This window comes from Vibrio sp. 1288 (assembly GCF_033344475.1).
The window spans coordinates 1-665 of sequence record NZ_JAWPOX010000603.1; the positions used below are offsets into that span (position 1 = coordinate 1).

Here is a 665-nt window from a genome sequence, read left to right on the forward strand (position 1 = left end):
AAAAAGCCTGATGTGTTCATCAGGCTTTTTTAATGCTCATTGTTGGTTACTGGCTTAGATCAGCAAGGTTGCGAGACCGAGGAAAACAGACAAGCCAATCACATCAGTGACAGTCGTCAGTGCCATACCGCCAGCAAGGGCAGGATCGATATTCATCTTCTTCAGAAGGACAGGGATGGTTACCCCTGCAACCCCGGCCACGAACAGGTTGGTCAACATGGCGGCAGAGATGATACCTCCGAGCATCCAGTTACCTTTCCAAACCACAACGATACCACCGATGATCAACGCCCACATGATGCCGTTAAGCAAACCGATTGCGGCTTCTTTCATCAACAGTTCACGTTTGTTTGAGTCACCGATATGACCTAAAGCAAGGCCACGAATAACCAGTGCAACGGTTTGGTTACCTGCAACACCACCCATGGATGGCACGATGGTCATCAAGACCGCAATTGCCGCCATTTGGTCCAGCGTGGCTTCAAACATGTTGGAAACCGAAGCAGCAGCTAATGCAGCTAGGACATTGGCTCCGAGCCAAACACTTCGTTTACGCGCGGATTTGAAGACGGGAGCGAAGGTATCTTCGTCATCATCCATACCCGCCATACTCATCATTGAGTGTTCGGCGTCTTCACGAATAACGTCAACCACGTCATCGATGG

At 50.1% G+C, this 665-nt stretch carries 1 protein-coding gene; it reads right to left on the reverse strand.

Annotated elements, in window-relative coordinates:
- Window positions 1-54 precede the first annotated feature (54 nt).
- A partial coding sequence (locus tag R8O11_RS28280; RefSeq protein ID WP_318195006.1) for a magnesium transporter occupies window positions 55-665 on the reverse strand: 611 nt, incomplete at its 5' end.